The 26038-nt window shown below is 57.6% G+C and carries 15 protein-coding genes and 14 pseudogenes; 5 read left to right on the top strand and 24 right to left on the bottom strand.

Annotated features, from left to right (window positions below; translation table 11 throughout):
• Nucleotides 1–38: 38 nt before the first annotated feature.
• The 3 genes and pseudogenes from ccoN to N7E01_RS15605 form a co-directional block, all read right to left on the bottom strand.
• Nucleotides 39–1444 (bottom strand): annotated as a pseudogene (gene ccoN / locus N7E01_RS15615) (cytochrome-c oxidase, cbb3-type subunit I).
• 159 nt (nt 1445–1603) lie between these two features.
• Nucleotides 1604–1786, bottom strand: a complete 183-nt coding sequence (gene ccoS, locus N7E01_RS15610) for a cbb3-type cytochrome oxidase assembly protein CcoS (protein ID WP_289173539.1) — start codon at nt 1784–1786, stop codon at nt 1604–1606.
• Between the two features lie 9 nt (nt 1787–1795).
• Nucleotides 1796–2772, bottom strand: a pseudogene (locus N7E01_RS15605) (hypothetical protein).
• 160 nt (nt 2773–2932) lie between these two features.
• Between N7E01_RS15605 and queF the strand changes: the two are divergent.
• Nucleotides 2933–3753 (top strand): annotated as a pseudogene (gene queF, locus N7E01_RS15600) (NADPH-dependent 7-cyano-7-deazaguanine reductase QueF).
• Between the two features lie 66 nt (nt 3754–3819).
• Here the strand turns inward: queF and N7E01_RS15595 are convergent.
• The 7 genes and pseudogenes from N7E01_RS15595 to orn form a co-directional block, all read right to left on the bottom strand.
• Nucleotides 3820–5132 (bottom strand): annotated as a pseudogene (locus tag N7E01_RS15595) (MFS transporter).
• 134 nt (nt 5133–5266) lie between these two features.
• Nucleotides 5267–5853: pseudogene (pgsA, locus tag N7E01_RS15590) on the bottom strand (CDP-diacylglycerol--glycerol-3-phosphate 3-phosphatidyltransferase).
• A gap of 15 nt (nt 5854–5868) precedes the next feature.
• Nucleotides 5869–7690 (bottom strand): annotated as a pseudogene (gene uvrC, locus N7E01_RS15585) (excinuclease ABC subunit UvrC).
• Nucleotides 7653–8696 carry a beta-N-acetylhexosaminidase gene (nagZ, locus tag N7E01_RS15580; RefSeq protein WP_289173537.1) on the bottom strand — a complete coding sequence of 348 codons (1044 nt, stop codon included), beginning with the start codon at nt 8694–8696 and terminating at the stop codon, nt 7653–7655. Before nagZ ends, uvrC begins: the two are co-directional and overlap by 38 nt.
• Before the next feature lie 4 nt (nt 8697–8700).
• Nucleotides 8701–9138 (bottom strand): annotated as a pseudogene (gene acpS / locus N7E01_RS15575) (holo-ACP synthase).
• A 2-nt stretch (nt 9139–9140) separates the two neighbouring features.
• Nucleotides 9141–9929, bottom strand: coding sequence for a 2-(1,2-epoxy-1,2-dihydrophenyl)acetyl-CoA isomerase PaaG (gene paaG / locus N7E01_RS15570; RefSeq protein ID WP_289173536.1), 789 nt, complete (start codon nt 9927–9929; stop codon nt 9141–9143).
• A gap of 8 nt (nt 9930–9937) precedes the next feature.
• Nucleotides 9938–10486 carry an oligoribonuclease gene (gene orn / locus N7E01_RS15565; protein ID WP_289173535.1) on the bottom strand — a complete coding sequence of 183 codons (549 nt, stop codon included), beginning with the start codon at nt 10484–10486 and terminating at the stop codon, nt 9938–9940.
• Between the two features lie 59 nt (nt 10487–10545).
• Between orn and N7E01_RS15560 the strand changes: the two are divergent.
• Nucleotides 10546–11792, top strand: a pseudogene (locus tag N7E01_RS15560) (M48 family metallopeptidase).
• Complete coding sequence (gene rsgA, locus N7E01_RS15555; protein WP_289173534.1) at nt 11782–12684, top strand: ribosome small subunit-dependent GTPase A; 903 nt, start codon at nt 11782–11784, stop codon at nt 12682–12684. The pseudogene N7E01_RS15560 and the gene rsgA overlap by 11 nt, the downstream one beginning before the upstream one ends.
• A 155-nt stretch (nt 12685–12839) precedes the next feature.
• On the opposite strand, the pseudogene N7E01_RS19555 reads toward rsgA, so the two are convergent.
• From N7E01_RS19555 to N7E01_RS15520, 6 genes and pseudogenes are all read right to left on the bottom strand, one after another.
• Nucleotides 12840–13584: pseudogene (locus N7E01_RS19555) on the bottom strand (NUDIX hydrolase).
• Between the two features lie 64 nt (nt 13585–13648).
• Complete coding sequence (gene rplS, locus N7E01_RS15540) at nt 13649–14032, bottom strand: 50S ribosomal protein L19 (protein WP_289173531.1); 384 nt, start codon at nt 14030–14032, stop codon at nt 13649–13651.
• Nucleotides 14033–14179: 147 nt separating this feature from the next.
• On the bottom strand, nt 14180–14386 hold the full coding sequence (locus N7E01_RS15535) for a hypothetical protein (RefSeq protein WP_289173530.1): 207 nt from the start codon (nt 14384–14386) through the stop codon (nt 14180–14182).
• 279 nt (nt 14387–14665) lie between these two features.
• Nucleotides 14666–15595 (bottom strand): electron transfer flavoprotein subunit alpha/FixB family protein, encoded by a 930-nt coding sequence (locus N7E01_RS15530; protein ID WP_289173529.1) that lies wholly within the window; start codon nt 15593–15595, stop codon nt 14666–14668.
• A gap of 2 nt (nt 15596–15597) precedes the next feature.
• Nucleotides 15598–16347 (bottom strand): electron transfer flavoprotein subunit beta/FixA family protein, encoded by a 750-nt coding sequence (locus N7E01_RS15525; protein ID WP_289173528.1) that lies wholly within the window; start codon nt 16345–16347, stop codon nt 15598–15600.
• Nucleotides 16348–16452: 105 nt separating this feature from the next.
• Nucleotides 16453–17375: pseudogene (locus N7E01_RS15520) on the bottom strand (histone deacetylase family protein).
• A gap of 282 nt (nt 17376–17657) precedes the next feature.
• Here N7E01_RS15520 and N7E01_RS15515 point away from each other — a divergent pair.
• Both N7E01_RS15515 and N7E01_RS15510 read left to right on the top strand, forming a co-directional pair.
• Nucleotides 17658–18107, top strand: coding sequence for a lytic murein transglycosylase (locus N7E01_RS15515; RefSeq protein WP_289173527.1), 450 nt, complete (start codon nt 17658–17660; stop codon nt 18105–18107).
• Nucleotides 18095–18649: a lytic murein transglycosylase gene (locus N7E01_RS15510; RefSeq protein ID WP_350495044.1), complete on the top strand. Its 555-nt coding sequence runs from the start codon at nt 18095–18097 to the stop codon at nt 18647–18649. The genes N7E01_RS15515 and N7E01_RS15510 overlap by 13 nt, the downstream gene beginning before the upstream one ends.
• 105 nt (nt 18650–18754) lie before the next feature.
• On the opposite strand, the pseudogene cysM reads toward N7E01_RS15510, so the two are convergent.
• The 8 genes and pseudogenes from cysM to rpsA form a co-directional block, all read right to left on the bottom strand.
• A pseudogene (gene cysM, locus N7E01_RS15505) lies at nt 18755–19668 on the bottom strand (cysteine synthase CysM).
• Nucleotides 19669–19726: 58 nt separating this feature from the next.
• Nucleotides 19727–20158: a ComEA family DNA-binding protein gene (locus tag N7E01_RS15500; protein ID WP_289173526.1), complete on the bottom strand. Its 432-nt coding sequence runs from the start codon at nt 20156–20158 to the stop codon at nt 19727–19729.
• 133 nt (nt 20159–20291) lie between these two features.
• Entirely contained in the window at nt 20292–21284 is a 993-nt protein-coding gene (rfaD, locus tag N7E01_RS15495) for an ADP-glyceromanno-heptose 6-epimerase (RefSeq protein WP_289173525.1), read from the bottom strand.
• Nucleotides 21281–22210 carry a D-glycero-beta-D-manno-heptose-7-phosphate kinase gene (rfaE1, locus tag N7E01_RS15490; RefSeq protein WP_289173524.1) on the bottom strand — a complete coding sequence of 310 codons (930 nt, stop codon included), beginning with the start codon at nt 22208–22210 and terminating at the stop codon, nt 21281–21283. The genes rfaD and rfaE1 overlap by 4 nt, the downstream gene beginning before the upstream one ends.
• Nucleotides 22207–23425: pseudogene (gene lapB, locus N7E01_RS15485) on the bottom strand (lipopolysaccharide assembly protein LapB). The gene rfaE1 and the pseudogene lapB overlap by 4 nt, the downstream one beginning before the upstream one ends.
• 30 nt (nt 23426–23455) lie before the next feature.
• Nucleotides 23456–23779, bottom strand: a complete 324-nt coding sequence (locus N7E01_RS15480; protein WP_289173523.1) for a lipopolysaccharide assembly protein LapA domain-containing protein — start codon at nt 23777–23779, stop codon at nt 23456–23458.
• A gap of 130 nt (nt 23780–23909) precedes the next feature.
• Nucleotides 23910–24265 (bottom strand): annotated as a pseudogene (locus N7E01_RS15475) (integration host factor subunit beta).
• 5 nt (nt 24266–24270) lie between these two features.
• Nucleotides 24271–25987, bottom strand: a pseudogene (gene rpsA, locus N7E01_RS15470) (30S ribosomal protein S1).
• Nucleotides 25988–26038: the final 51 nt, after the last annotated feature.

The raw sequence follows: 26038 nt of genomic DNA, 5'->3' as shown, positions 1-26038 counted from the left end.
CTGAAAAACTTCTTTTTTCGTGAGCCATCGTATTCTCCTTATGCCGATGCAGCGCCAGTGGCGGGCTGGGCCGATGCGGGGCCTACGAGCTTGGGATCGGTACTGTCGGGGTTGTACATATAGACCTCGGGGTTGGGCCGGGGCTGGCCAACAGCGGTCTTGAACGTATTCCAGGCCATCAGCACCATGCCTGCAAGGAACAGCAAGCCGCCCAGCAAACGAATGGCATACAGCGGATAAGTGGCCTTGACACCTTCGACAAAACTGTAGGTCAGGGTACCGTCAACGCCCGTGGCACGCCACATCAGACCCTGCATGACACCGGCAACCCACATTGAGGCGATATACAGCACCACACCAATGGTGGCCAGCCAGAAGTGCAACTCGACCTGTTTCATGCTGGCCATGGTGGTGCGGCCATACAGACGCGGAATCAGGTAGTACAACGAGCCGAAGATGGTCATGGATACCCAGCCCAAGGCACCGGAGTGCACGTGGCCCACGGTCCAGTCGGTATAGTGTGACAGCGCATTGACCGTACGGATGGACATCATGGAACCTTCAAACGTGGACATGCCGTAAAAAGACAGGCCGGTAATCAGGAACTTGAGAATAGGATCGGTACGCAGCTTGTACCAGGCCCCTGACAGCGTCATGATGCCGTTGACCATACCCCCCATGACGGGGCCAGCAAAATCAATGAAAACACCATGCCCAGGGCTTGCGTCCAGTCGGGCAAAGACGTGTAGTGCAGGTGGTGCGGACCCGCCCACATGTAGGTGAATGCCAGTGCCCAGAAGTGAACGATGGACAGACGATAGGAGTAAATAGGGCGATCCGCCTGCTTCGGCACGAAGTAATACATCATGCCCAGAAAACTGGTGGTGAGAAAGAACCCGACGGCGTTGTGGCCATACCACCACTGCACCATGGCATCTTGCACACCGGCATAGGCCGAATACGATTTCCACATCGAAACCGGAATTTCAATATTGTTGAAAATGTGCAGAATGGCGATGGTCAGGATGTACGAGCCGAAGAACCAGTTGGCCACGTAGATGTGGCGAACGCGGCGCTTCATGATGGTGCCGAAAAAGACCACGGCATAAGCCACCCAGACCAGGGTGACCAGAATATCAATAGGCCATTCCCATTCGGCATATTCTTTGGTGCTGGTGAACCCCATGGGCAAGGTCAGGAACCCGGCCAGCAAACAGGCCTGCCAACCCCAGAACGTGAACGCGGCCAGTTTGTCGGAAAACAGACGTACCTGACAGGTGCGCTGTACAACGTAATACGACGTTGCAAACAAGGCTGTGCCACCGAAGGCAAAAATTACCGTGTTGGTGTGTACAGGCCGCAAACGGCCATAACTCAGCCACGGTGTATTGAAATTGAGTTCCGGCCAGATCAACTGCGCCGCAATCAATACGCCCACCGCCATGCCGATGACACCCCAGAATACGGTCATGATGGTGAACTGACGCACCACACCGTAATTGAAGGTCTCGGCCTGTTTTCCCAGCGTACCGGAATTGCCCATGAGAATCCCCTAATGACAAAAATGAAACAAAGCTTTTATACGTTTAAAACGACTGTATTTTTACTTTCGGCACCGATGAGAATCATCGGGTGGCGACGCGGTTGAATCATCATCGTCAAGAATCGACCGCGCCGCCGCATCGGTGTCGTCAAACTGACCTGCAAAGATAGCCCACCAGAAAGCCACGCCTATTAACACGACCAGAATGAGCGAAATGGGCAAGAGCAGATATAACGCGCCCATGATACGACTCTAACCCTGAACAGCCACGGACAACGGCAACACAGCCCCGCACGACCAGCGGCGATAAAGGCGCCAGGCATTGGCTGCGACGGCAAGCGAAGATATCAGCATGGTAATGGCCGCCAGCCAGGGCTGAACGTACCCGAGCGCTGCCAAAGGCGTCAGCAGCAAATGCCACAGCATGGAACCGTACAAACTTTGGTTGGCGGTACGCTTGGCCGCGACGATAAGGGCATCAAGCTCGGCACCCGACACGTCGGGACGGTTCATGACCGCAGCATGCGCCGCCGAGACGGCGGTGGGTACTGACATGGCCAAGGCGCAAGGACAACTGATGACCAGCAACGCCACCGTGACCGCGACGGCATGCCCGGGTGCGTAGAAAAGCCAGATGCCACCCGCAATGAACGCCAGCGCCAGCTGGACCACCGTGAACCAGAGCGCAACCTGATCAGAAATGGCGGACATGGCCCTGCGGGCAGACTCGATACGCCGATGAGCAACAGACGCATGACCCGCACCGGGCTGCACCGACTGACGTGCACAATATTCAAGGTAGCGCGCCGTCAATAGAAACGCCACAAACATGGTGACCGATTCAAAATAAACCTCGCCACGGGTTGTCCAGGTGGCATAGGCACTGGGGATGAACGCGGCCAGGATACCCAGCGCAACCGGCACATCCATGCTGATACCCGCCCGGCGGATACGCGCCACCGCCCCACGCCACACCGGCCACGCGCAATACAGCACCACCGGCACCGTAAGCACCAGACTGATCCAGTTCAGCAGAATGATGGCTTCGTCAAGAAAAGAAAGGTCTTCAGGCGACATCGGCTTGTCGCGCAGGTAGCCGGGAAAGGCGAACATCATGACCTGCATCATGCCCAGCCACGCCAGCCCGAGACGCGCGAGCATATGCCGCCTTTCATTGCGATCGGCGGGCGAAAGATTCCGGGAGGGGCAAACAAAGTCCAGGCTGACATGCACTGGACTTTAGCTGAAACTCGGGTTTTCCCTGTTGATGAAAATCAAGGGCCGGTACAATGCGTTGTTTGTGCGCTGCATCACACGTCTGCGACCTGCACCGGTTATCTGCATCCAGCGCCTGTCATCCGCCTGTAATCCGTTCATATCGAAACGACCATGACCCACAACGACCTCGCCAACGCGCCACTCGGGCACACCGTAAGTTACCCGAAAAGCTACGATGCCTCTGTGCTGTTTGCCATTGATCGCGCCAACAACAGGGCCAGCCTGGGGCCTCTGCCCGCCTGGCAAGGTGCCGACCTCTGGACCGCCTATGAACTGTCGTGGCTGAACCCGAAAGGCAAACCGGTAGTTGCCATGGGCCTGTTTACGGTTCCTCACGACACACCGCGCCTGATTGAGTCAAAATCGTTCAAGCTTTATTTGAATTCGTTCAATGAAAGCCGGTTTGACAGCCTTGAGCAGGTTGTCGGCATCATGCGAACCGATCTGGAAGCGGCCTGCGGCGGCCCGATGGGCATCACGATTACCCCGTTACGAGCAGACACCCGCGAGCTTTGCACAGCACTTCCGGGGAAAATATTGACGATCTGGACGTCGAAATCAGACATTACCAACCAACGTCGGGGCTGTTGCAATGCGACCCGACCACGACAGTAACGGAAACATTGACCTCAGACCTGCTGAAATCAAACTGCCCGGTTACCGGCCAGCCCGACTGGGGTAGCGTTCAAATTACCTATACCGGCCCGAAAATCGACCGCGCCGCCCTGCTGCAATACATTGTGTCGTTGCGCCAGCACAATGAGTTTCATGAACACTGTGTTGAAACCCTGTACTGCGATATCTGGCGCGAATGCAAACCCGTTGCATTAACCGTTTACGCCCGCTATACCCGACGCGGTGGCCTGGACATTAACCCCTGGCGCAGCAGCCACCCGGTGGAAGTGGCCGCACAACGTACGCCGCGTCAGTAATTCGGGTTCAGGGCGGGTACACGCTGCTGCGCAAAGGCGTTGCGCTGGGCTTGCGACCAGCCCCTTTTACGAACGGGCCGCCACCGAACGACCGATCACCAGTGCAGCCGCCGCAGCCACCACAAAAAAGATGGCCCCACCCACCCAGGGACCACGCACCAGCCCTGCATCAAGCATCACACCGAAACCCGCTGGCGCCAGGGACGCGCCGACATCCATCCCCGAATACACCAGACCATAGACGGTACCGGTAGCACCCTTGGGGGTGATGCGACGGATCAGCATGTCGCGCGATGGGGTTGAAACTCCGGCACAAAACCCGCCCAGCGCCACCGCGCCCATGGCCCCCACGCACTGACCCAACCCGACGCCAGCACCAGCAACAACACGCCAGCCATAACCAGCGAACCCGCAATGGTCAACTCGGTACGCTGGGTATGCCCAACCATGAAGCCTCCGGCGATCATCCCCAAAGCTGACGCCAGCATATAACCCGATAACGCCGAGCCCGCGCGCACGGCATCAATGCCATACACATCGCCCAGCATCGGAATACTGTAGGTCTGGACCACAGACAACGATGCCGCAGTCAGCGCAAAGAAACAGAACGCCCCCCACAACGCCGGTTGACGCACCAGGTAATTCAAGGTCTGACCCACCGTTTTGGTGGCCAGTGAATCGCTTGGGTTTGCCGAAGCCGTTCCTGCCGAATGGGCACTGGCACTGGCATCAGGATGAGCGTTGGCCTGCGCCGCTGCACCGAACGCCGCATTTTGCCCGGCCAGCAAGCCGCGCCCAAGCCACACAAACACCAGCACAATAGCCACCAGTACACCGGCACCAATAGCCGCCACACGCCAGTTGGCCAGGTAAATAAGGGCCGACATGAACACGGGGGTCAACGCCCATCCCAGGTTGCCGGTAAACCCGTGCGTGCTGAACGCGTGCCCCAAACGACGCGGACTGACCCGGTGGTTGAGAATCGAATAATCGACCGGGTGAAAAATGGAATTACCCAACCCGCCGATGATGGCAGCCACAACCAGCATGGCATAGCCATTGGCGGCACCAATCAGGACACCCGCCACGACAAAGCTGGCCAGTCCGAACAACAGCACGGGTGCCGGACCAATGCGATCAACGACAAACCCCGATGAGGCCTGCCCTACCCCCGAAATGATGAAAAAAATGGCGACCAGCAAACCCAGCTGGCTGTAGTTGAACCCGAACTCGGTGTTCAGCGCAATGAACAGCGTGGGAAACACCAGCTGGAAAAAATGTGAACACGCGTGGGCAGCACCAATAAGCGTGATGATTTGCCAGTCTTTACGCTGGATTTGCGGGGTATCGACAAAACTGTCGGCAGTAGTGGCGGTCATGGCAGAGATAAAGAAAAAATAACGTACGAGACGCACGAATCAAGTGGCAACGCAAAACAGCATTATATCGATCCCCGGGATGCCATCAGGCCGCGCCAGCAGACAGCGTCGTGAAGCGCAGCCCCTGAGACGTGTCAGGCTGACCCGGCAGAGCCCGATCTGGCACGAATTTGCGGCCAGGCACGTTTCAAATAATAAAACATTGACCACACGGTAAGTACGGCGGCAATGACAATCAGTACCTGACCCACCCAAGGCATGGGAACACCGTAGAACGGCTGCCAGTAAAGCAGGCAAGGGATAGCCACCATTTGCGCCGCGGTCTTGAACTTGCCCAGCCAATGCACAGCCACGCTGCCGCTGGCACCGATTTTGGCCATCCATTCGCGCAGGGCTGAAATCGTGATTTCACGGCCAATGATAATGAGGGCGATAAACACATCGACCCGCTGCAGGTCGAGCAAAACCAGCAAGGCCGCCGACACCATGAGCTTGTCGGCCACCGGGTCAAGAAAGGCGCCAAACGACGATGTCTGGTTCCAGCGACGCGCCAGCCAGCCATCGAACCAGTCGGTGACCGCTGCCACAATGAAGACCAGGGCCGCCGCGGTATCTCGCACGGGCACGGCCACCCAGCTTTCAGGCACGTAGTAAAAGCGACGAAGAGCGGAATCATGAGGATCCGCAACCACGTCAGCATCATGGGAAGATTGATTGGCATAACCGTAATACTAACTTATCGCAGCGCAAAATAAATACGCTCGGCCAGCTCGGCCGAGATCCCTTCAACGCTGCGCAATTCATCGATACTGGCATTAGCCACGCCCGAAAACCCGCCAAAGCGGGCCAGCAGTTTCTGACGCCGCTTCGCACCCACTCCTTCAATTTCTTCAAGACGCGACACGTTGCGGGTCTTGGCACGCTGTGCTCGCATGCCGGTAATGGCAAACCGGTGCGCCTCATCGCGAATCTGGGCAACGAGCATCAGCGCAGCAGACTCAAGACCCAACGCCACAGGTTCACGACCATCGGTAAAGACCAGGGTTTCAAGGCCTACCTTGCGCCCCTCACCTTTAGCGACACCCACCAGGACCTGGGTGTCCAGACCCAGCTCGGCGAATACCTGCCGCGCCACTTCAACCTGACCCTTGCCACCATCAATCAGCACTACATCGGGTAGCTCGGCCTGTCCTTCAGCAACACGTGCAAATCGCCGGGTCAGTACCTGGCGCATGGCCGCGTAATCATCACCCGGGGTGATACCGGCAATGTTATAACGCCGGTAAAGCGACGGCTGCATGTCATTGTTGCGGAACACCACGCAAGAGGCCTGGGTGGCCTCGCCGGCCGTATGACTGATGTCAAAACATTCGATGGTCAACGCCTCGAGGGCCGACGGGTCGGTATCCAACCCTAACACATCAGCCAACGCCAGAGTCCGGGCCGCTTTTGCACCCGATTCGGTCAGCAAGCGTGCGAGTGCCAGTTCGGCATTGTTGCGCGCCTGTTCAAGCCACGACTTTCTCAGCCCCTGGGGCCGCGTCAACACCCGCGCCTTGCGCCCGGTTTGCTCATGCAGCAAGGCCATCAACCCCGTATCAGACAACCCATGTGAACAAACCAGCACCGCCGGCATCGGGCGATCCAGGTAATGCTGCCCCACAAAAGCCGTCAGGATTTCACCCGGCTCATCGCCATCGGTATGCGTCGGAAAAAAGCCTTGTCACCCAGATGACGCCCACCCCGCACCATGGCCAGGTTGACGCACACACGACCGCCTGACACCAGCACAACGATGATATCCACGTCATCCGTACCGATTTCTTCCATGGTTTGCTGCTGCAAGACCCGCGCCAGCGCCCCCATCTGGTCGCGCAAGACCGCTGCCTCCTCGAAAGCCAGACGTTCAGACGCCGCCAGCATCCGCCGCTCGATATCGGCCATGACCTCACTGGCCTTGCCATCAAGAAAACGCACGGCCCGCTCAACGTCGGCCTGATAATCGTCCAGGCTGATCTGGCCTACGCACGGCGCCGAGCAGCGTTCGATCTGGTTCAGCAGGCACGGCCGCGAGCGGTGGGAATACACTGCATCCTCGCAGGTGCGCAAACGAAAGACCTTTTGCAGTATCTGGATGGTTTCACGCACGGCCCAGCTGTTAGGGTACGGACCAAAAAACGCCCTTTGCCCGATGTGCTGCCTCGGTAATAGGCGATGCGAGGCGCATCATGTGCACTGACTTTCAGGTACGGGTACGACTTGTCATCGCGGAACAGGATGTTATACCGGGGCCGCAAGCGCTTGATCAGGTTGTTTTCCAGCAGCAAGGCCTCGGCCTCGGTGCGCGTGACGGTGACCTCGATGCGCTGAACCCGCGCCACCATATGGGCAATGCGCGGGCTGGCCAGATTTTTCTGGAAATACGACGACACGCGCTTTTTAAGGTCACGTGCCTTGCCGACATACAGCACCTCATCGTGTTCATCGATGTGCCGATAAACGCCGGGCAAATTTGGCAGATCAGCCAGAAATGATTTCAGATTGAAGGTCTCGGGCATAGTGATAACGTGCCTGGCGTTGCAAAGTGGCCCAATCGGGTGATGGCACGCGCGGCATCAGGCTGCGAATCCGGCGCAGCGATTCTGCCGGCATGGTGTAGTCAAGACGCTGCAGCAAATCGTCAGCCAGCTCGGGGTGATTGCAAACCAGCACCATGTCACAGCCGGCTTCCAGCGCGGCCTGGGCCCGTTCAAGAATGTCGCCCGCCACTGCCGCACCGGCCATGGTCAGATCATCGGAAAATACCACGCCATCGTAGTTCAGATGACCGCGCAGCACGGCATTGATCCAGTAATCAGAAAAACCGGCCGGCTTGGGGTCGACCTGGCTGTAGATGACATGCGCCGGCATGACCGAAGGCAACACCATGTCGCCCAACCAGCCGTAAGGGGCGGCGTCTTCACGCATGATTTCTTCAAATGAACGGTCATCTACCGGAATATCGTGATGCGAATCAGCGTGAACATAGCCATGCCCCGGAAAGTGCTTGCCGCAGGCGGCCATGCCGGCCAGCTGCAAGCCCTGGATCAGGGCGCGTGCCAGCATCGCCACGATCTGCGGTTCACGGTTGAACGAGCGGTCACCAATGACTTCGCTGTTGCCATAATCCAGATCAAGCACGGGAGTGAAGCTCAGGTCAACCCCGCAGGCACGCAATTCGGCCGCCAGCACGTAACCGGTTTCCGTGGCCAGACGCAGCGCCGACAGCGAGTCGTCCATCCAGATTTCACCCAGACGACGCATGCTGGGCAACGGGGTGAACCCATCGGTGCGAAACCGTTGTACACGCCCGCCTTCGTGATCAACCGCAATCAGCAAGGGTTCGTCACGCGCCGCATGAATAGCCTGGCACAAGGCCGTCAATTGCGCTCGATTTTCAAAATTGCGTGAAAACAGAATGACGCCACCCACCAGCGGGTGACGCAACCGGGCCACTTCGTGTTCGGTCAAGCGGTAGCCCTGCACATCGACGATGACCGGGCCGGGTGGCAATATCGCCGCCATGGTGTTACTCCTGTTGCCCGCAGGCAGGTTTGGTTTCGACCACGGCAAACGCCGTGACCATATCTTTTTCGTCGCTGACGGAAATGTGAGCGGCCCCGTAGCGCTCGGCATACCAGCCGGCCAGGGGCTCGTTCAGTGCCACCAGAGGTTTGCCCCCGGGGCATTGACCACTTCCATGCGACGCCAACTCATCGGGCTGTGCATGCCCAGCCCGATCGCCTTGGAAAAGGCCTCTTTGGCCGCAAACCGGGTGGCCAGATAGCGTATGCCGCGTTGCGGATCGCGGGCCTTGCGCCGCAAAAACCGGCCATTCGCGTTCACCCAGAATACGCAGGGCAAAGCGGTCTCCGTGACGGGCATAGGCCGCCGCAATGCGATCAACCCGGGCGATATCGGTGCCGATACCGGCGATGGATGCCCCACCCGGCTGAACCGTGATCACGCTTACTGCCCTTTGAATTCGGGCGTACGCTTGGCCATGAAAGCCGCAACGCCTTCGGCATAGTCATCGGTGTAACCCAGATCGCGCATCAGGTCGCGTTCGAGATCAAGCTGCTGGGCCAGGGTATTGTCCAGACTTTGATTGATCGCCTGCTTGGCCGCCGCCAGCCCTTTGGTGGGCGCACTGGCAAAATGCGCGGCCAGGGCATCAAGACGGGCGTCAAATTCGTCATCGGGCACACATTCCCAGATCAGCCCCCACTGCTCTGCCTTGCGGGCGCTGATCTTGTCACCCAGCAAAGCCATGCCCATGGCGCGAGCCCGCCCCACCAGGCGCGGCAAAATATAGGTACCACCGGTATCGGGCAAGAGCCCGAGGCGGCAGAACGGCTCGATAAAGCTGGCGGATTCACGCGCAATGACAATATCGCCGGCCAGCGCCAGATTGGCCCCCGCCCCTGCCGCAACACCGTTCACGCCGACCACCACCGGCATGGGCAAGGCGCGCAAACGCTTGACCAGCGGCGCATAGTTCTTTTCAATGCTTTCACCAAGATCGGTACGCTGCTGGCCCGGGGTGGCCACACGGGCCGAAAGGTCTTGCCCGGCGCAAAACCCGCGCCCGGCACCGGTCAGCACCAGAACCCGGGCACCTTGTGTTTCAACCTGGGTCAGGGCCTGCCGCAGGGCTTCGTGCATGTCGGCCGTAAAGCTGTTGAGCTTGTCGGGGCGATTCAGGGTAATACGCGCAATGCCGTCGGTCAGGCTGAAAAGAATGCTGGTGTCGCTCATGGGGATCCTTAAATTTTAAGGAAGTGCTCGCGATAATGCTTGAGCTCTTCAATAGACTCGTAGATGTCGGCCAGCGCTTCGTGCTTGCTGTGTTTTACAAAGCTTTTATAGACTTCGGGCTTCCAGCGCAGCGCCAGTTCTTTCAGTGTGGAAACATCAAGATTACGGTAATGGAAGAATGCTTCCAGGCGAGGCATGTACTTCACCAGGAAACGACGGTCTTGCCCCACCGTGTTACCGCACAACGGCGACTTGCCGGGGCTGACATGCTGGGCCAGGAACGACAGCAGAATGGTTTCCGCCTCTTCCTCGTTGATGGTGGATGCCTTGACCTTGTCGGTCAGACCGCTTTTGCCATGGGTTGCCGTATTCCATTTATCCATCGCATCGAGCACCTCGTTGCTTTGGTGAATGACCATGACCGGGCCTTCGGCCACAAAGGTCAGGTCAGCTTCTGTCACGATAACTGCCGCTTCAATGATGCGTTCTTTTTCAGGGTCGAGCCCTGTCATTTCAAGATCAAGCCAAACCAGTCGCTGGTCTTTGTTAACCGCCATTTTTAACCGCCATATAATCGTTCTTAAAACATCGATTTTCGCATACCTCAACGGTCCTTATGTTTACTGTGCTGTTTCTTGTCTTTCTGTTCGCCGATATTTCCCTGCGCCTGTGGCTGGGCCTGCGGCAAATCCGTCATGTTGCCCGCCATCGCGACCAGGTGCCGGTCGAATTTTCCGACCGTATCAGCCTGCGCAGCCATCAGCGTGCCGCCGACTACACACACGGCAAAATCCAGATCGGGCTGGTTGAAACCATCACCGAAGCTGCTGTGCTGATCGGCTTGACCCTGTTGGGCGGCCTGCAGTTTCTTGACATCAAACTGGGGCAATGGATTGAGCACGAAATGTGGCGTCAACTGGCCCTGATTGGTAGCGTGGTTGCCGTCATGGCTGTGGTTGGCCTGCCCTTCTCGTTATGGCGCAAGTTTGGCCTTGAGGCCCGCTTCGGCTTTAACCGCATGTCGCTGGGCCTGTTCATCAGCGACACCCTGAAAGGGCTGCTGATTGCCGTCGTGCTGGGTTTGCCGCTGGCGGCCGGTGTGTTGTGGTTCATGGGCAACACGGGCGCGTACTGGCACTGGTGGGCGTGGGGCGTCTGGGTCGTATTCAACATTCTGGTGATCTGGCTGTTCCCCACCGTCATCGCGCCGCTGTTCAATAAATTCACCCCGCTCGACAACCCGGTGTTGGCTGATCGTATCCATGCTCTGGCGGGACGCTGCGGCTTTGCCATCAGCGGCCTGTTTGTCATGGACGGCTCGAAGCGATCGGCACATGGCAATGCCTACTTCACCGGCTTTGGCCGTTCCCGCCGCATTGTATTTTTCGATACCCTGCTGTCACGCCTGGACGCCGATGAAGTTGAAGCCGTGCTGGCCCACGAACTGGGCCACTTCAAATTCCGCCATATCCTCAAACGGTTGGCCGTCAGCTTCCTGCTGGCCCTGGGCTTTTTCAGGTGCTGGGCTGGCTCTCGCAGCAGGTCTGGTTCTACACCCAACTGGGGGTCATTCCGCAACTGGGCCGTCCTAACGATGCCCTGGCCCTGATCCTGTTTTTCCTGGTCATGCCAGTGTTCACGTTCTGGATCACACCGCTCATCAGCCTGATGTCGCGCAACGATGAATTCCAGGCCGATCAATTCGCCGCACGGCAAGCCTCAGGCCCGGCACTGATCTCGGCACTGGTCAAGCTTTACGATGACAACGCCGCCACCCTGACCCCCGACCCGCTGCATTCCGCCTTTTACGACAGCCATCCTCCTGCCGCCGTGCGTATCCAGAAGCTCAAACATGCCCACTGAAACTGCTGTTGAGGGGCGTGTCATCACCGCCCATGGCCGTCATTACGGCGTTGAATTTGCCGATGGCCGTGTACGCCACTGCTTTCCGCGTGGCAAGAAAACCGATGCTGCGGTGGGTGACCGGGTGCTGGTGCGCTTCCAGGGCAACGAAGAAGGCGTCATCGAAAAACGCCTGGAGCGCAAGAACCTGCTCTACCGTTCCGATGAAATGCGCACCAAGCAGTTTGCCGCCAATGTCGACCTGCTGCTGCTGGTGGTGGCCACCACCCCGGCATTTTCAGATGACTTGATCGGGCGGGCTTTGGTCGCGGCGCGTACGGCGGGTATCGAACCCGTCATCATTTTGAACAAAGCCGACCTGGTCGAAAATTTATCCACGGCGCGCGCGCGGCTGGAAACCTACACCAAAGCCGGCATCCAGGTACTTGAACTGAGCGCATTGAACCCGCAGCAGGTTCATGCCGCCCTGCTTGAGCGCATCAAAGGTAAAACAGCCCTGCTGCTGGGCCAAAGCGGGATGGGGAAATCGACCTTGCTCAATGCCCTGGTGCCCGACGCCGCCGCCCATACGCAGGAACATTCTGCGGCACTTGACGCCGGCAAACACACGACCACCACCACCCGGCTGTACCACCTGCCCCAAGGCGGCGAAATTATCGACTCTCCCGGCTTCCAGAATTTCGGGCTGTACCATTTGTCGGATGTGGAAATCCAGCATGGGTTCGCCGAGTTTGATCCCTTCCTGGGAACGTGCAAATTTTACAACTGCACCCACCGCCACGAGCCAGGCTGCGCGATTCTGACCGCGCGAAAACAGGGTGAAATCAGCATTGAACGGCATGCCCTGTACGAGCGTATTCTGGCGGAAAACGAAGCGCAGGGACGTTACTGACCGCGTGCAACACCCGGCCAGGGCCCGTTGTGACACAGCTGATGTGTTCTCATTGCACAAGCAAGACGCTCACTACTTGACCAGAGCCTCTAACGCCCCCACTCACTGGCTCTTCATTGCCCTGCGAACGCATCTGGCGCACAGAGCCAAAGTCTTTAGCGGCCGGCCAACACTTTGTGAGCCGCCGCAAGATGATGGTACAGATTACGCACCAGGGCAGCCGTTGCCCCCAGATAAAGTACGGACCCCACGGCATTGAAAAATAAAGCCGCTGCTTGCCGTCGGGCAAGGTGGTCCGATGCAGGCGATGATTGGCCGGATCCATGAGAAAGGCCAGCGGCACCTCGAACACTTCAGCCACTTCGGTGACATCGGGTTTGACCTCGAAACCCGGACGAATCAAACCGATGACGGGCTCCATGGTAAAGCCCGTGCCGGTCAGGAAACTGGGATGAGTACCCCAGGTTTCAATAAAGCGAGCCTCGACGCCAATTTCTTCGTGAGTTTCGCGCAGTGCAGCAGCCAAAGCGCTTTCGTCGGCGGGCTCGATGCGCCCCCGGGAAAACAGATTTGCCCGGCATGCGACGATAAATTGGGAGAACGCCGGGTAAACAAGACATTCAGGCCGGTTTCGCGTTGCACCAGAGGAAACAACACCGCTGCCTGGATGGCCGTAGCCAACGAATCGGTATCAATACGAAAGGCGTCGGAAAACACCGGCTCGACATCCCAGGGAACCGGAGTGCTGAAGGCCGCCTTCAGGAAATCAGCCTGCAACGCCTGCCCGGGTAGCGGTGCCAGAATGATTTCGGGCGGCACAATAGGCTGAGTCTGGGGATCAAACCCGGGAACAATGATTTTGCGCCTGGGCGCAAGCGGTGGCGATGAGTTTTGCGACATGACCCAAAAAACAAAGGCACCCGCGGGTGCCTTTGCCTTAATGACTGGAAGACCAGGAAAGTGCTTATTGAGCGACTTTGTCGGCCTTGCGAACCAGTTTTTCTTTGATACGAGCAGACTTACCCGAACGGCTACGCAGGTAGTACAGTTTAGCACGACGGACATCACCACGACGCTTGACTTCGATGGAAGCAATTTGTGGCGAGTACAACTGGAAGGTACGCTCTACGGCTTCACCCGACGAAATTTTACGAACGATGAACGACGAGTTCAGGCCACGGTTACGACGGCCAATAACGACACCTTCATACGCCTGAACACGCTTGCGGTTACCTTCAACCACGTTAACGTTGACAACGACGGTATCGCCGGGGGCAAAGTCAGGTTTGGGTTGACCATTGGTAAGGCGAGCAATTTCTTCTTGCTCAAGTTGCTGGATGAGATCCACGGTAGACTCCGGTAAACATCATACGTGACGCCTGCTAGTTTTTGGTAGCGCCACCAGAGGATGCAAGTTGCAAAGCCCACTATTGTAGCGACCAAACCGTATTTAAGCAATACAAACAGTGCTGCTGCATGCCTTGCTGCAGCATGCCTAAAAGCCCCCTGCTGCCCCCAGCCACATAAGCCCCGGAATGGTTGCGCCCCAAATGACCACCATGAATACGTCGGCCAGAATAGCCCCGCGTGACAGGCCTTTGCTTGACGCCAACCGCGAAAAACCTGTGCCTCGCACACCGGACGATACCGCAGCGTTACCCACCGCTGAAAATGGCAGACGCGGCGTTCGAGGTGTGGCCACCCTTTCTGCATTGGGCCGAGAGACCTTTGAACCTGACCGGGAAAATTTTGAACCTTGCATAACACCCCTGATTATCTGTTTTTATATACAGTAAATTAACTGTACAAAAAAACAGCATTTGAATCAAGCGCTGTTGCAAAGATGTGCGTTGTTCCCACCGCCATGAGCGTGTTTTTTCAGAGCGGGCAGCAAAAACCCCGCGTATGCACAAGGCACAGGCGGGGCTTATGACACCCTGACCCGACAACGCATAACGCGCCAGGCCGTTGGGTAATTTACTTACAGCGAATTGGCCAGTTCAGGCACGGCCTGGAACAGATCGGCAACCAGACCGTAATCGGCTACACCAAAAATGGGGGCTTCAGCATCTTTGTTGATGGCGACGATGACTTTGGAGTCTTTCATGCCGGCCAAGTGCTGGATGGCACCGGAAATACCAACGGCCACATACAACTGTGGCGCAACGATTTTCCCGGTTTGACCTACTTGCCAGTCGTTAGGCGCATAACCGGCATCGACTGCCGCACGCGAAGCGCCCAGCGCCGCGCCCAGCTTGTCAGCCAGAGGTTCAAGAATCTTGAAGTTCTCGGCGCTGCCCATGCCGCGACCACCCGAAACCACAGCGGCAGCACCCGCAAGCTCTGGACGATCGCTTTTCGCCAGCTCACGGCCCACGAACGCCGACAAACCCGAGTCGGCAACAGCCGCAGCCGATTCAACGGCAGCCTGACCGCCTTCGGCAGCAACCGGGTCAAACGCTGTCGTACGCACGGTAATGACTTTGACGGCATCTTGCGACTGCACAGTTGCAATGGCGTTACCCGCATAGATGGGACGTGCAAACGTATCTGCCGACTCTACCGCAATAATGTCGGAAATCTGGGCAACGTCCAGCTTGGCAGCAACGCGGGGAGCAACGTTCTTGCCGGTCGATGTCGCAGCAAACAAGATGTGCGAATACGACGATGCCCTATCCAGAACCTGGGCGGCCAGGTTTTCAGCCAGACCCTCAGCCAGCGAAGGGCCATCAGCCAGAATGACCTTGGCGACCCCTGCTGCTTTGGCGGCCTGATCAGCCGCTGCCTGGGCTCCGGCACCCATGACCAATACGTGCACATCACCACCGATTTTTGCAGCAGCGGCAATAACGTTGAGGGTTGCGCCCTTCAGTTGGGCATTATCGTGTTCAGCAATAACCAATACAGACATGATCAGACCACCTTCGCTTCATTTTTGAGTTTATCGACCAACGCAGCAACGTCGGGAACCACCACACCGGCAGAACGCACGGGCGGCTCGCTAACCTTGAGCGTTTTAAGGCGCGGCGCGACGTCGACACCGAGTTCTTCTGGTGTCAGCGTGTCGAGCGGTTTCTTCTTGGCCTTCATGATGTTGGGCAACGTCACATAACGCGGCTCATTCAGACGCAGGTCAGTTGTAACAATGGCAGGCAGTTTCAGCTCGAGCGTTTCAAGGCCACCATCAATTTCACGGGTCACTTTGACTTTATCGCCGGCAACTTCAACCTTGCTGGCAAACGTGGCCTGCGGCCAGTCGAGCAAAGCGGCCAACATTTGACCAGTTTGATTGGCATCGTCGTCGATCGCCTGCTTGCCCAGGATAACCAGCTGAGGTTGCTCTTTGTCGACCAGGGCCTTGAGCAACTTGGCAACGGCCAACGGCTGCAATTCGACATCGGTCTGGACCAGGACGGAACGGTCGGCGCCAATCGCCATCGCGGTACGCAAGGTTTCCTGCGCCTGCTGCACACCGCACGACACCGCCACAACCTCGGTGGCGGCACCGCTTTCTTTCAGGCGAGTCGCTTCTTCGACGGCAATTTCGTCGAAGGGGTTCATGGACATTTTGACGTTGGCAACATCAACGCCGGTTTGATCGGATTTCACGCGTACTTTGACGTTGTAATCAACCACACGCTTGACAGGCACCAATACCTTCATCGAGCACTTCCTCCGGGGAAATTAAATATAGACTGCCGGCAACACGACCCTTGAAGCACACGGGTGCTGCTGCACTGCGTCAAAATTAAGAAAAACTCGCTTATTCTACAACTTTGCCAGAACTTTCAAGTGGGCCACCACACTTCGACCCAACGACGACAAGTCGTAACCACCTTCCAGAAAACTGACGATGCGGCCACTGGCAAAGCGGTCGGCCACCGCCACCAGCTGTTCAGTGATCCAAGCATAATCGGCCTCGACCAGACCAATTTGCGACATATCGTCTTCACGGTGGGCATCGAACCCGGCCGACACGAAAATGAACTGTGGTTCAAACGCATGCAATGCCGGCAACCAGTGATCTTCCACAAGCTGCCGGACATGGCTGCCTGTGGAATAGGCCGGCACCGGTATGTTTAACATATTTTTGGGATCATTTTCAGTGTGTACATCAGGATAGATATCATCCTGAAAAAACCGCACATCAGCACTCGCGGGTCAGAGCTGAACATTTGAACGGTTCCATTGCCATGATGGACATCAAAATCGACGACCGCAACGCGGTGAAGAGCATATTTTTCAAGCGTATACGCTATAACTAAACCCACATTATTGAACAGACAGAACCCCATGCTGCGTGACGACACGGCATGATGGCCCGGTGGACGCACCCCGCAAAACGCATTCGCTGCCTGCCCCGCCATAATGGCATCAACAGCCGTCAGCCCGGCCCCGGCGGCAACCCGGGCGGCCTGCAGCGAATGCGGATTCATCAACGTATCACCGTCAATCTGGAAATAGCCGGCTTGCGGCGCATGGCGTTTGAGGTAATCGAGATAATCTGGCGTGTGCACGCGCAAAATATCCGCATCCGTCGCTTCACGCGCCTCGGCCATACCAAGCAGGCCATGTATGCCCGACGCAAGCATCTGATCATTGATGGCATCGAGCCGCTGCGGGCTTTCCGGATGCCAATCGCCCATTTCGTGCAGGTGGCAGGCGGGATGAGTAATATATAGGGTCTGCATAAGGATGATTATGTTCAACGCCGCAAGATTTTTGCAAGCTGCCCCCATTTTCGCACTTTTCACCGGCTGTGCCTCGGTGCAACCGGCGGCCCAGACAGGCTCCCTGGCCTCACGGCGCCTGCTACGGCACATGTCACGACAAACACCCCGAATATTGCACTGCAACACGCGCGTGACCGCCAGGGCCTGTCTGCAGCCGATGCGAGCACACCGGCGGCCACCGCCATTCCACGTGCCCCTCAAGCCCCCGCCATCCAGGCCGGACGATCGGTTCGATCATCGTTGGAGTTTACCGATGAACAAGGGCAACTGCGACCCGATATTCAGGCGTATGCGCGCGAAGTTTCTGTAACTCGCCAGGTACCGTTACAGCACGTTGAAGCGCTTTTGCTACAGGCCCGATTCGATCCCAAAGTAGCCCGGCTGATGACGCCCTCGGGCAAGCGCATCCAGCGCAGCTGGGTCACCTATCGCGCCCGCTATGTTGAACCGGTACGCATCCGTCAAGGGGTTGAGTTCTGGCAGGCCTGGCGACCACACATCGACAAGGCAGCGGCCCACTACGGTGTTCCAGCCTCTATCCTGGTTTCCATCATTGGCGTCGAAACACTGTACGGCCGTTATACCGGCAGCTTCCCGGTGCTGGATGCGCTGGCCACCCTGGGTTTCGCCACCCGGATACCAACCGGCCTGAACGCAGCCAGTTATTTCGTGACCAACTGGCTGACCTGATCGAGCTGGACTACAAAGGTGAACTCAACGCCAAAACCGCAACGGGCTCCTTTGCCGGGGCCGTTGGCCTGCCACAGTTCATGCCTGGCAGTCTACGGAGGTTTGCCGCCGATGGTGACAACGACAAGACCATCGACCTGCATGGCAGCGTACCCGATGCACTGGCTTCGGTCGGAAAATTCTTGCGCGTTCATGGCTGGCTGCCAGGCCTGCCGGTTTTTGCACCGGCACAACTGCCTGCCAACGCTTCAAAATGGGTCGATGGCGGGTTGAAGCCGGCACTGACCTGGCCACAACTTGAACAAGCCGGCGCGTATGTCATCCGCCAGCAGAACGTCTCTATGGACTGGACACGTCACCCAGTAGGCGTCATTGATTTGCTTGACGAGCCCCGCGGGCTGGCCGAGTATCGTGTTGCCACACCCAACTTCTTCGCGCTCACCGAATACAACCGCAGCTATTTTTATGCCACCTCGGTGGCCGAACTGGCGCAAGAACTGGCCGACCGGATGGGGTATGGCGGGCCTGACGGCAAACCCTGATGCTTAACGGCGTGAAAAAGGCCCGTAAGCGGGCCTTTTTCTACAACTGCACATGTTGCCTGGAAGACATCCGGGTGACCTTCAAGGCTGCCGTGTCATACGCCATCAAACCACCGGGTTAAACACCCCGGTCGACAGATAGCGGTCACCCCGATCGCAAACGATAAACACAATCGTCGAATTTTCCACACGCGCGGCCACCCTCAACGCAGCCACCAGCGCACCCGCCGACGAAATACCACCAAAAATGCCTTCTTCGGCAGCCATGCGACGTGCCATGGCTTCGGCCTCTGACTGCTCGATCAGTTCAAAGGCATCCACCTTGGATGGATCGTAAATTTTGGGCTGATACGCTTCCGGCCACTTGCGGATACCGGGAATCTGCGAACCTGGCGCCGGCTGAGCGCCGATCACCTGCACGGCCGGATTCTTTGAACGCAGGAAACTGCCGACACCCATGATGGTACCGGTCGTCCCCATGGCACTGACAAAATGGGTAATCTCGCCGCCGGTTTGTTCCCACAACTCTGGACCGGTCGATTCGATATGCGCACGGAAATTGTCCGGGTTGGCAAACTGATCAAGTACCTTGCCCTTGCCATCAGCCTGCATTTGCATAGCCAGGTCGCGGGCATATTCCATACCGCCATCGGCCGCTTTGGTGAGGATCAGTTCGGCCCCATAAGCGGTCATGGATGCCCGACGTTCCAGTGAAAGATTGTCAGGCATGATCAGAATCATCTTGTAGCCACGAATGGCCGCCGCCATGGCCAATGCAATGCCGGTATTGCCACTGGTTGCTTCAATCAGTGTGTCACCCGGCTTGATCTCTCCGCGCTCTTCGGCACGGCGAATCATGGAACTGGCAGCCCGGTCTTTGACCGAACCGGCCGGGTTATTGCCTTCGAGCTTGGCCAGAATAACGTTGCCACGGCTTTCGCCAACAGCACCCGGAATGCGTTGCAGACGAACCAGGGGGTGCGACCGATGGTGTCTTCGATGGTCTGGTATGTTTTCATGACGCAAATCATACACCGGGATACGCGGTGATTACCTCGCAGCGACAGCTGATACGGGCTATTTGCGAGAGGGCACGGCACGCAACGGGCCGGATTCGCGGCGGTTATCAGGAGTTGACGCCCCGGGTTTGACACCACCACCCTGGGATGCCCCGGAAACGACAGCCAGACCACCTTGTACCGTCAGGCCGGCGGCCTGCAATGTAGCGACCTTGGCAGGGCCAATGCCCTTCACCCGGTCAGACAAGTCGTCGAACGACTCGAAACGGCCTCCTCTGGCCCGCTCATCGACAATGACCTGAGCCGTTTTCGGCCCGATCCCGCGCACCCCTTCAAGCTGGGCAGCCGTCGCTGCATTGACATCAACGGCATGCACGGTATTGGCATAGGCCGACCCGAGCAAGGCAAGACATACCCCCGACCGCATCAGCACCGTGCGTAATGGAGTTTTCAGCGGTACGGCAACAGTAGACTCAGTGAACGGATTCATAAGACCCCCGATAAAGAAAATGGGCATTGAGGAAAAAACCTCAGTGCCCATGATGGGGGATAAACACGGGTTGCAACGCCGGAGTGCTATTGTTTTGGCCATGCGCAAAACTACGCATGACCGGCCATCGGCGTCAACGCTCTTTATTCAGAATGGTGCGCACGTAGGCCGCCACACCGGTTTGCACATCCGTGAACGGCGCGTCGTATCCGGCCTCGCGCAAACGAGTCAAATCAGCCTGTGTATGACTTTGGTAGCGCCCTTTCAGGCCGTCGGGGAAAGGAATGTAACGGATCAGCTTCTGCTCGACCATTTCTTTCAGCGACAGCGCCGGTTGCGCCTTGTCGAGACGCAAACTGTTCACCACCGTCATGGCCACATCGTTGAACGGCTGGGCGCGGCCTGTGCCACAATTGAAAATACCCGACACCTCGGGGTGATCCAGGAAGAACAGATTGACCGCAACAACGTCGTCAATATAAACAAAATCGCGTTGCTGGGCACCATCGGCATAACCTTCCCAGCCACCGAACAGCCGGACATGCCCTTCGGCCTGGAACTGACGCAAATTGTGATAAGCCACCGATGCCATGCGGCCTTTGTGCTGCTCACGCGGACCATAGACATTGAAATAACGCAAACCAGCCACCGGCGCCTTCAGACGCCCCAGGTGCTTGCGCAGCGATTGATCAAACAGATACTTGGAATAGCCGTAAACGTTCAACGGCGCTTCATAGATAGGGTCTTCTTTATAAACCGGCCCCGGCCCATACACAGCTGCCGAAGAGGCATAGATAAACGGCACCTTGTATTGCTGGCACCATTGAACCAGCTCAAGCGTATACCGGTAATTATTTTCCATCATGTAGTGGCCGTTGCGCTCGGTGGTATCAGAGCATGCCCCCTGATGCATGATCGCTTCGACCCCCGACAAACGACCCGCCAGCAACTGTTGGCGGAACTGGTCTTTATGCATGTAATCGGCAATATCCAGACCTACCAGGTTCGCGAATTTATCACCTTCCGTCAGGTCGTCGACGACCAGAATATTGCTGACCCCGCGGGCGTTCAGACCCTTGATAATGTTGCTGCCAATGAAACCCGCACCCCCGGTGACGACGATCATTCAAGTTCTCCTGCGGTAACTACTGATGTTCCCAATTTGCCAACGGCAACGCCGCCGGCCCGATTTGCCCAACGTACAGCATCGTCCCAGTCCAGCCCGGCAGCGCGCATGACAGCCAGCGTTGCCAGCACCGTGTCGCCTGCACCCGACACGTCGAATACCTCATGAGCCAGAGCATCAACATGGAAACGGTGATCTTGTGAAAACAGGGTCATCCCTTGCTCGGAACGGGTCACCAGCAGTGCCTCGAGATCCAGGGCTTGACGCAACGACTGCGCACGCGACTCAAGCTCGGCTTCCGTTAACCAGCGTCCGACAGCTTCTTGCATTTCCGAGCGATTGGGCGTAATGATGGTGGCGCCCTGATAACGCGCGTAAGAATGCCCCTTGGGGTCAACAAACACCGGCATGGCGCGTTCGCGGGCCGCCTGGATCAGAAGCTCGACGCGGGCCAGCGCCCCCTTGGCGTAATCTGACAAAATGACGATATCGTGCAAGGCCAGTTGAGCAGCAAACACGTGATGCAACTGATCGAGACTGGTCGACGAAGGATGCTCTTCAAAATCGATGCGCAACAATTGCTGCTGACGACCCAGAACCCGCATTTTAAGCGTTGTGTGCAAAAGCGGATCGACAACCAACCGTGCGTTGATCGAATCATCGGCAGACAGGCGCTCTACTTTCTGGCCCGCCTCGTCATCACCCACAACCCCGAGCAAGGTCGCCGAGGCCCCAAGCGCAACAATATTACGGGCGACGTTTGCCGCACCGCCCAGTCGATCTTCACGCCGGGCCACCCTGACAACAGGAACCGGCGCTTCCGGCGAGATCCGGTCGACCTCACCAAACCAGTAGCGGTCGAGCATGATATCGCCCACCACCAGGACACGCGCGCCTTTGACAGCGGCCGCAGGAAAAGCGTTCATCGAGTTTCCTCCAGACGACGCGGCGGGTACGTTTCCAGGAATTACACCCGGGACACTGCCAATAAAAATGACGCGCTTCAAAGCCGCACGAATTGCAGGCGTAGCGATCGAGGCGCTGGGTATGTTTGTGAATCAGGCTTCGCAACAAGCCAAGATCGGCATCGGGTGCGATACCCGCCCCAGTTTTGGGCGTATCGTCGCTGGCAAGCTCGGCCTCGAGCAGACGATCAAGGCCAAGCAACGAGGGTGCGCGCGCAAGGCTTCACGCGCAAACGCCCAGGCGGGTGCGTATCCTTCCTGGGCGCGCAGTTCGCGAAAAACCACATTGAAAAGATCAAGCGTAGGATGTCGCAGGTAGTGCGCCTTGAGCAAGGCCAACCCCTGGGGTGCCTGCCCGGCTTGCCGATAATTGTCGAGCAACTCGCTGGCCACCAGGCCCGCGTAATCGGGGGCGTCTGACAACACGGCAACCAGGAAATCGCGCTCGTGCAGCGCCTGATTTGCCGCGCGCGCCACCCGGGCGCGCAACATGGCGACACGCGCACGCGAAGCCATGGTACGGTCGTTGTCTTTTAGCGTACGGTAAGCGTGATCTGCAGCATCCAGGGCAGCTATAGCGGCATCCAGGCGCGGCGGCTTTGCAGCAAGCGCCGCCTGGGCCTGCTCGCACTGGTAATGCACCAGCTGGGGCACAGGTTCGTCAACCAGCGCCTTGAGCTTCTTGACCGCATCAATGGCTTTGGGCCAGTCGTGACCTGACTCGTAAATTCGAACCAATGCACGCACGGCCGGTACGGCAAAGCGCGTATCCTGCACAGCCAGAAAAGCCTGTTCGGCGCGATCGAGCATGCCCGCCTTCAAAAAATCGTGCGCCAACTCGTGCTGGGCGTGCTCACGTTCGGCCACTGGCAAATCGGCCCGGGCAAGTAAACTTTGATGTACCCGAATGGCGCGTTCCATTTCACCGCGACGCCGAAACAAGCTGCCCAGTGCAAAATGCAACTCGGTAGTTTCAGGGTCGAGCTTGGCCACCTCGATGAACGCATCAATGGCCCGATCGGGCTCTTCGTTCAAGATAAAGTTAAGGCCCTTGAAGTACGAGTCGGGCAAATTACGGGTTTCGGACAGCATTTGCCGAATATCGACACGCGCGGCAACCCAGCCCAGCCCGAACAGGACGGGCAACAGTATCAACCACCAAGGTTCAAAATCCATGCAACAGCGCTCGCAAAAAATGCAACGTTCTTACAGGGGCGACAGCGGCGCGACGGCATCGGGAGAGACACCGACAGAGGCCACAGGCTTGACCGTCGCATCGGTTTTCAAACGCGCCAGATCACGCTCGAGGCGGCGCATTTCACGACGACGTCGCAGTGCGGCCGGCACAATCGCCAGCAACGCAAAACCTGCCCCAACCACAAACGACGCCAGCATCACCACAATAAGGGGAACCCCGCTAACGGTATGGTCGGCATAGAAATTGACGTCGACCGGGCCGGTGTTTTTAAGTGCGAACAGCAACACAACCACAAACACAACCAGGCGTACAGCCCACACGAGATACCGCATGACGAGTCTCCGAAAAACAGGAATGCGCCAATTGTAATGTGAATGCCATACCAGAGGGCGCGACACCGCCAAAAACAAACCCCCGCAGCCTTGTGAGCGCGGGGGTTGATGTAACCGTTTCCTGCAAGAACTAGCCGTGCATGATCTGGTCGAGGTGTTGCCCTAAAGTGAATTTGGCGTCTTCGCCTGCACGACCTTCTTTATCGAAGGCCGCATCAACGCGCTCGCGCAATTCCTTGCCAGCCTTGAAGTGCGGCACCTGCTTGCCAGGCACCATGACTTTTTCGCCGGACTTCGGGTTGCGCCCGACACGCGGTGAGCGCGCAGACAGCGAAAAACTGCCAAAGCCGCGGATTTCGATGCGCTGACCACTGGCCAAAGCCTGAGTCATGGCATCGAGCACCGTTTTACCGCCAGGTCGGTATCGCGCAGCGCAAGCTGCGGGTACCGACCGGCCAAAGCGGCGATCAGCTCTGACTTAGTCACGACGATTAACCGTCGTCACGGGCTTGGTCGAGCTTGGCCTTGAGCAATGCACCCAGGTTGGTGGTGCCGGACGAGGCGCTGGCTTCCGACATGCGCTGGAGCGTGTCAGCAGTTTCAGCGTTATCGCGGGCCTTGATCGACAGCTGGATCGAACGGGCTTTACGATCGATGTTGATGATCATGGCTTCAACGTTGTCACCGGCATTCAGGGCAGTTGTTGCGTCTTCAACGCGACCGGCCGAGATTTCGGATGCACGCAGGTAGCCTTCAACGTCAACCGACAGGGTAACAACCGCACCCTTGGGTTCAACCGACTTGACCACGCCAGGCACAACTGCGCCCTTGTCGTAAGTGGCAACGAAGTTGTTGAAAGGGTCGCCATCAAGCTGTTTGATACCCAGCGAGATGCGTTCTTTGTCGGTATCGATGCCCAAGACAACGGCTTCGATTTCGTCGCCTTTCTTGAAGTTGCGAACGGCTTCTTCACCAGACTCGGACCAGGACAGGTCGGACAAGTGAACCAGACCGTCGATACCGCCAGGCAGACCAACGAACACACCAAAGTCGGTAATGGACTTGATGGCGCCCGAAACCTTGTCACCGCGCTTGAAGTTCATGGAGAACTCTTCCCACGGGTTGGCACGGCACTGTTTCATGCCCAGCGAAATGCGACGACGCTCTTCGTCGATTTCCAGGACCATGACTTCAACTTCTTCGCCCAGTGTGACCACTTTGCGCGGATCAACGTTCTTGTTGGTCCAGTCCATTTCGGAAACGTGTACCAGACCTTCGATACCGGCTTCGACTTCAACGAACGCACCGTAGTCGGTGAGGTTGGTGACCTTGCCGAACAAACGGGTATTTTGCGGGTAGCGACGTGCCAGACCGATCCAGGGATCTTCACCCAGCTGCTTGACGCCCAGCGAAACACGGCTCTTTTCCTGATCGAACTTGAGCACTTTGGCTTCGACTTCCTGACCAACGGTAAGGACTTCGGAGGGTGACGAACACGGCGCCATGCCATGTCGGTGATGTGCAGCAAGCCATCGATACCGCCCAGGTCGACGAACGCACCGTAATCGGTGATGTTCTTGACGACGCCCTTGACGATGGAACCTTCGGACAGGTTCTCGAGCAGCTTCTGACGCTCTTCACCCATGCTGGCTTCAAGGACAGCGCGACGCGACAGCACAACGTTGTTGCGCTTGCGGTCAAGCTTGATAACCTTGAATTCCATGGTTTTGCCCTCGTAGGGCGTGGTGTCCTTGACCGGACGCAGATCGACGAGCGAACCCGGCAGGAACGCACGGATGCCGTTGGTCATGACAGTAAGACCGCCTTTGACCTTGCCGGTGATCGTGCCGTTGACCAGTTCGCCGGACTCGAGCGCCTGCTCGAGCGACAGCCAGGCCGACAGACGCTTGGCGCGATCACGCGACAGGATAGTGTCGCCATAGCCGTTCTCGAGCGAATCGATAGCGACAGAGACGAAATCACCGGCCTGAACCTCGACTTCGCCCTGATCGTTCAGGAACTCTTCGAGGGGATCAACGCTTCGGACTTGAGACCGGCGTTTACTACGACGAAATTGTGGTCAATACGGACGACTTCTGCCGAAATGACTTCGCCGGACTTCATGTCCTGGCTTTTTACACTTTCGGCAAACAGGTCGGCAAAGCTTTCACCGCCCATAGCGGCGGCAGGGGTTAGAGTTGAGGACATTAAATTAAATCCATAGGCCAAAATGGCCGGTAAATACACACCAGAGCAAAC

This window comes from Neopusillimonas aromaticivorans, from assembly GCF_030344915.1.
GTDB classification, from domain to species: Bacteria; Pseudomonadota; Gammaproteobacteria; order Burkholderiales; family Burkholderiaceae_B; genus Neopusillimonas; species Neopusillimonas aromaticivorans.
This window is presented reverse-complemented; position numbering and strand designations above follow the sequence as displayed.